Annotated in this window: 4 protein-coding genes; all 4 read left to right on the top strand. The window is 56.5% G+C overall.

The window, feature by feature from the left end:
* Positions 1 to 186: 186 nt before the first annotated feature.
* The 4 genes from ACN0X0_RS22895 to ACN0X0_RS22880 all read left to right on the top strand — a co-directional run bounded on the left by ACN0X0_RS22895 (position 187) and on the right by ACN0X0_RS22880 (position 6,451).
* Positions 187 to 1,071: a DUF1403 family protein gene (locus ACN0X0_RS22895; RefSeq protein ID WP_417281126.1), complete on the top strand. Its 885-nt coding sequence runs from the start codon at positions 187 to 189 to the stop codon at positions 1,069 to 1,071.
* Between the two features lie 2 nt (positions 1,072 to 1,073).
* Positions 1,074 to 1,688, top strand: coding sequence for an SMC-Scp complex subunit ScpB (scpB, locus tag ACN0X0_RS22890; protein ID WP_417281125.1), 615 nt, complete (start codon positions 1,074 to 1,076; stop codon positions 1,686 to 1,688).
* A gap of 369 nt (positions 1,689 to 2,057) precedes the next feature.
* On the top strand, positions 2,058 to 5,663 hold the full coding sequence (locus ACN0X0_RS22885; protein WP_417281124.1) for an ATP-binding protein: 3,606 nt from the start codon (positions 2,058 to 2,060) through the stop codon (positions 5,661 to 5,663).
* Between the two features lie 191 nt (positions 5,664 to 5,854).
* Positions 5,855 to 6,451: a DUF6088 family protein gene (locus ACN0X0_RS22880; protein WP_417281123.1), complete on the top strand. Its 597-nt coding sequence runs from the start codon at positions 5,855 to 5,857 to the stop codon at positions 6,449 to 6,451.
* Positions 6,452 to 6,546: the final 95 nt, after the last annotated feature.

Here is a 6,546-nt window from a genome sequence, read left to right as displayed (position 1 = left end):
AATCTCATGAATTCCGGTCATCCGACAATCTCCGGGGTGTTTTTGGGGCTTTGCGGCATGCGTTTCCCGCCATTTTCATCTATGTCTAATAATGCAAACTTATTGGACATAAAGCTGTGCGGCAAGGCGGGGCGGTTTCTGCGCTATTTTCTGGTGAAAAGCGCCGCGTTGAGCTAGGCTTCAAGCATGACATTTGCCCGGCACGATCCCATCGACGACCTAGACACGCTACCCCGGATGCCTGCCTGGGTCACCTCTTCTCGTGTCGAAACCCTTGAAGCTGTGGCGTTTTTGTCAGGCGCGGCGCTGAACCACCTGCATCTTGTGTTGGGACACGAGGACGTGCCCCAAGCCTTGTTGCGGGATCGTCTGGCACTGCGTGCGGCCGAGGCTTGTGTCGCGTTTTCCGGCCGGCCGGAGCGGGCGGCGGAGCTGCGCGACGTGGTGCACCTTCTGCGCCCCGACGATCTGCCCGGACCGGCGGGCGAAACGTACCTTGCCTGGGGTCGTGCGACGGAGCAGCCGGTGTCGATCAAGGCTTTGGGACGACCCTTGCCGGCCTTCGAGCCGGGCCAGATTGTCGCGTGGCTCGCTGCGGGGAAAGGGGCGCCGGTGACCCGGGCCGCGATGGTGCTGGAATCCGTTCTGCGCGAGGCGCCACGTGCTGACGAAGCTGCGCTGATCCTCGCGGATGCGGCCCTCGCGCAGGCCCTCGGCTGGGATCATCTCGTGCCCCTGCTGGCCCCAGGCCTGAAACGCTCCGACCTGCGAAAGCACGGGGCCGACCTTCGCTTGGCCTGTCATCGGGCACTCATCGCTTCGGTGATCGAGGCAGCCAGGCAGGCTGCCGACCTCGCGCGTCGGGCGGCACATTTGAAGGCGGTCGCGCCGAAGCTTCGCGCCAAGGGCGCGGGCGACGCGGTCGAGATGTTCCTGACCCGGGACGCCGTGGCGCCTTCGGCCTTGCCTCTGCCGGATCGCGCCGCGCGGCGGCTGTGTGATCGGTTGGTCGAGCTCGGTGCGGTGCGTGAGTTGACCGGGCGCGATACTTTCCGGCTCTACGGGGTGTAGCGTTGGCAAAGGATCGCTCTGACCCCGAAATGGATCGCGAGTTGCCCGACCTGCCGCCCGAGCTGCGCTGGCAGGAATGGATGCGCCGGATCGAGGCGGTGCTCTTTGCCTCAGCCTCTCCGGTGCCCCGCGACGACCTGGCGCGCGTGGTGGGGCAGGGGGCATCGGTCGATCTGCTGGTCGAGGACCTCACCGCCGATCTGGAGGGGCGGGCCTTCGAGATCGCCCAAGTCGCTGGCGGCTGGATGTTCCGGACGCGACCCGCCTACGCGCCCGCGATCCGCGCTGCGGCGGATGTCGGTGATCAATTGCTGGATCTGAGCGAGTTCGACGTCGCGGTCTTAGCGGTCATCGCCTATCACCAGCCGATCACGCGCGACGGGCTAAAAGACATCTTCGGCAAAGAGATCAGCCGTGACCTGATTGGGCGGCTGCATGCGCGGGAGTTGATCGGGACCGGGCCCCGGTCGCCCAGGCGCGGGGCGCCCTATACCTTCGTCACCACCGAACAGTTCCTAGTCGCCTTCGGCTTGGAGAGTCTTCTCGATCTTCCCGATCGGGAGCAGTTGGAGGATGCGGGGGTTGTCGACCAAGCACCACAGGTCGATTTCGGGTGACGCGTTGCAGATTCTGAGGGTGAAGTCCGCCGTTCTGCTTATCGTTTCATTTGGCGTGCAACGATTCATCTGCGTGCCAAGAAAGTCGCACGATTACAGTGTGATAATCGTTTCACGATTTCCGAACGAACCCTCGAGCATCTAATGGCGAAAAGGCATTCTGTCTTCATCGTTATGAGTGGAGGGCAGACCTGCTGTAGCGCAGTATCGCAGGCGCGGTAACTGGCAAACAACTGCCGCTCCGAAACGCCACGGCAAAATCTCGGTAAGCGTTTGACGCCACAGCGGACTTTCCGCCCTTAACGCGGATGGTCAACTAAATTATACCTTTAGCTGATAGAAGATTTCGAACATGGTGGTCATCCCTTTATGAGTACTGGTCTTAGAAAAAGCGGTCGTTGGATAACAGGTAAGCTCTCCAAGATAGCGAAAGCTCTGCGCCTAGGATCCGCCTTGTCCGTGGGGCCAGCGAAGTTCGTCGATCTCGCCCCAACAGATGAGGCTGACCAAGGCGGGGTGTATTCGGCGGCATTGAGGTTCGCGACTGACAGTCCGAACGTGTCTAACATCGCGCTTACCGGACCATATGGCTCGGGCAAGAGCAGCATCATCCGATCATTCCTGAAGTCCTATCCCCGCCAAGCCCTGCATATTTCTCTCGCTGCGTTCTTACCGGAAGCGGGCGATGAGCGACGCAGGGTTACCAAACAAGAGATTGAGCGGAGTATCCTCCAGCAAATGCTCTATGGCGCGGATGCAGACAAACTGCCGCTCTCGCGTTTTAAACGTATCCAATCGCCAAGATTCTGGTCGATCTTTCGATCACTCTATGTTCTTGCCGGACTACTCGCTCTCTGGCGCCTGTTCGATATGCGCACAGCGGTTTTTGATGGATCGTACTTCAAACCTTTCGATCTCACGAACTGGATAGACATTTCGATAGCGGCTTTCGCGCTCATTTTTCTTTGGTCTACGATCCATCACTTCTATGTCGCCAGCTTTGGTGTGTCGCTCAAGAGCATTTCGCTGAAGGACATCGAAATGCGACCATCATCGGAAGACCAAGATTCGATCCTTAATCGTCATTTGGACGAGATCATCTACTTCTTCCAGGTTACAGGTTACGACCTCGTTGTCGTCGAGGATCTCGATCGTTTCGAGGACTCCGACATCTTCGTGACCCTTCGCGAGATCAACAGTCTCGTGAACGCTAATGTCGGCGTGCGTCGAAGGGTGCGATTCCTCTACGCACTGCGCGACGACATGTTCGCTAACACCGACCGTACAAAGTTCTTCGAATTCATCATTCCCGTCATTCCGATTATCAACAGCTCGAACTCGATTGACATGGTTCTCGCGCAGGGTAAGCGGCTCGAGCTCGACGGGAGGCTTGATCAGCAGTTCCTGCGCGAAGTATCCCGTTACCTAAGCGATCTCCGGCTGATCCATAACATCTTCAATGAGTACGCGATCTATGTTGCCAACCTAGAAACTGATGGCGAAAACGTACTTGATGCCACAAAGCTCTTAGCCGTTCTTATCTATAAGAACGTTTATCCTCGAGATTTCGAACTGCTCCACCGTGGTAGTGGGCATCTCGCCGGAATTTTTGGGCGTAAAGACGAGCTTGTCGCCACGCGCGAACGGAGCTACCGATCCGAGATTGCTGAACTCGAACGGGATATCGAAGTGGCCGAACAGGAGGTCGCAAAGGATCTGCGCGAACTCAGAAGGATCTTCGCGATGGCCCTTGTCGAGACGCTGCCCGCCAATACGACTGGCATAGGCCGAACCGCACAAGAGCACATTTCGCTGCAAGCTTTATCTGAGCGCGAAGATATCGAGCAATTCATCACATCTCCAAACCTATATTATCATTCTCCCAATTTTGGCCGGCGTCAGCACGATAATGCAGCCCTTCAAAAGAGTTTTGCCGCCGAAGAAAGTTTTGCCGAACGGGCTCGAAGCATCGAGCACAAGGCGGACGCATATAAGAAGGCTGCGCATCGGAGGATCGCCCAACTAAAAAGGGAGATCAAAGCAATCCGCACCAGCAAGTTCAACTTTCTGCTTCGATCCAGCGCGCAAGAAATCGAAAGCCTCTTCGAAAATCTCGGCGACGGGGGGCAGCTTGCCCGGTTCCTGCTCTTGGAAGGCTATCTCGATGATAGTTACTACCAGTACACCTCTTTGTTCCACTCCGGGCGGCTTTCACCTAACGACAACAAGTTTCTGATACAGATCAGGGCTTTTCACACTCCGGAGCCCCTTTTCCCGATCGACAACCCTGGAGAAGTCATCGCGGGCATGAGGGAGGACGATTTTGGCCTTGATTATGCGCTAAACGTCCGGCTCGTCGACACGCTCCTAGAAGACGAAAAGCATAGGGAGCGGCTGGGAAGGGTCTTCGCGTACCTTTCGAATGAATTTTCGAACCAGCAGGAATTCTTCGAAGCCTACTATGCTACAGGTTCGCACGTCGGCGAGTTTTTGGGGCAGCTCGTTGACGCTTGGCGCGGTTTTGTACCCGCAGCAATCGAGGAGTCTTCCTCGGCCTTGCATATCGCGCGCCTCATCGAACACCTTCCGCAGCAGATGCTTGCTCGCGAGCGCGAGGATCACCCCAAGCTGCGGACGTTCGCCACCAACAATTTACCGGAAATTCTCGGCCTCATCGAGGGGGTGGACCCGATCAAGCTCGAGGAGCTGCGGGTCGAGACGAAGGATCTTGCCGCCATCGATGAATATCCGAACGTTGCGCGCAAACTGTATGAGTTGGGTCACTACCGCCTGAACAATTCTAACTTCGACTACATCTTCGCTTCAATCCTCGGAGAGGAGGCCGGCCCCACCTTACGCAAGCAGCATTACTCTGCGGTTCGAAATTCTGGCGCCGAGCCTCTCATCGACCGGGTAGAAAATGATTTCGAAGTGTATTTTGCGGATATTCTGCTAGATTTGGTCGATGACGATGAGGAGGATATTGACGCGATTCTGGCCGTGATGTCCCACGATACGCTTGACGCCGCAGAGGTTGAAACCTTCGTCCTGCGCCAGACGAAACTCTTGCCGACTCTCGAAAATATACCTGAGCGTTTTCAGGCCATGGTGTTCCGTAGGGCTCGCATCGTTCCGACTTGGTCTAATTGTCTCGATTTCATTCGATCGGCGACTTTCGAACACGCAGCGCTTATCGCTTTCCTTGCTGATGACGAGGTCCGCGCAGGCCTTCTGGAAATTCCACTTCGGGAATGTGAGGAAGCGCTACCTCTACGTCAATTTCTGATCAATGCAGAGGATCTCGACGATGAGGCCTATCGGTCATATGTCAAAGCGCTACCTAAAGAATTCAAGAAGTTCCCCGAGGCTGTAAGTGCAAGCAAGCGCCAGATACTCATCGATGAGCGGCGCGTTACGTTCGATGCCCAGAATTTGTCTGCACTCGATGGCGAAGTTGAACTCCAAACGATATTCGTAGTCCGGAACATCGCCTCTTATCTTCGTGACCCCGGCTCTTTTTCGGTCGATGACAACTTCCGCGAACGCCTGCTTGCCACCGATATATCGGACAACGAGAAGCGAGAGATCATCGAAATGATGGACTTGAGCGCGCTCTCCAGCCTTCCCGTGCGCGCCGGATTCGTTGGACCAATCTTGTCGCGGACAAATGTCGCGCTGCCTTCTCTCACGCCTGAGATCGTCAAGGCAATTATCGTGAATACAAAGCCGGTAGGCACACAGATACGGCTGCTAAACCTCCTTCACGAGAAACTCGACAAGAACGAGGTTCGTGAAGTCTTGGCACAGCTGCCGGACCCATATTCGAGAATCCAAACCGGATATGCACGTCCCGCGCTCAGGAGGACGAATGAAAACAGCGAACTCGTAAAGTGGCTGGATGAGCGCGACATCATCTCTTCGGTAGGAAAGTCGTTCTGGTCGACCGATATCATGGTTAATCTCTATCGGTCATAAGGTGATCACCTATGGCCGCTTGAACCCAGTTGATCATGATTTCTGATCGTCATGAATCTCCTCTTTTTACTGAACACTTTGGCGGCTGCGACTTACTGGTCTGATCTGTTCCAGTCGTCGCTTGAGCCGCGGAAGCTTCAGCTTGAAAACTGTCAGAAACTACGCTACATATCTGACACTTGGAGGCGAACATGCAAACCACATCTCAAGCGATCAAGGCCTATGCTGAAGCGCTGCCGGAGGGCACAACCCTGTCGGCACGTGAGTTGTTGCACCTCGGAGAGCGTGCGGCGGTCGATCAGGCGCTGTCTCGGTTGGTGCGGCGTGGGGAGCTTCTGCGTGTGAGGAGAGGATTGTTCGCCTTGCCCATGAAAACCCGCTTCGGGAGCCGGGCGCCCTCGGTTGAGGCCGTGGTTGAGCACATTGCGAAATCAACCGGTGAGCGCGTGTCGCAAAGCGGAGCGTCGGCAGCGAACTTGCTCGGCATCTCGACGCAGAACCCATCCCGTCAAGTTTTTTGGACTTCCGGGCCGAGCCGTCATCTGAAGCTCGGAGCGCAAAGCGTCGAGCTTAAACATGTGCCGAGCTGGCAGCTTCGAGCGCCCAACAGCCGTGCCGGGCACGCCTTTCGGGCGCTAGCCTATTTCGGCAAGTCCGAAGCTGCTCATGCTTTGAGGCGCATCAAAGCGACGTTGAACGAAGAGGAGCAGCGAGAGCTTCTGAGCCTTCGCGCCTCTGCGCCGACCTGGATGGCAAAGGAACTTAGCGCACTTGCGTCATTGCAATGACCGAAAGCCAAACCTATTTTTCGCTGTCGCGCGAAGACAAGATTGACGCGCTGGAAGTGGCCGCCTCGAAACTGGGGCGGCCTGCAGACCTGTTG

It is taken from the genome of Celeribacter sp. (genome assembly GCF_048270365.1).
Taxonomy (GTDB): Bacteria; Pseudomonadota; Alphaproteobacteria; order Rhodobacterales; family Rhodobacteraceae; genus Celeribacter.
This window is presented reverse-complemented; position numbering and strand designations above follow the sequence as displayed.

Bases quoted from the DNA above. Each gene is read 5' to 3' on its own strand.
- ACN0X0_RS22895 (WP_417281126.1), top strand. From the start codon at position 187: ATGACATTTGCCCGGCACGATCCCATCGACGACCTAGACACGCTACCC.
- ACN0X0_RS22880 (WP_417281123.1), top strand. From the start codon at position 5,855: ATGCAAACCACATCTCAAGCGATCAAGGCCTATGCTGAAGCGCTGCCG.
- ACN0X0_RS22885 (WP_417281124.1), top strand. From the start codon at position 2,058: ATGAGTACTGGTCTTAGAAAAAGCGGTCGTTGGATAACAGGTAAGCTC.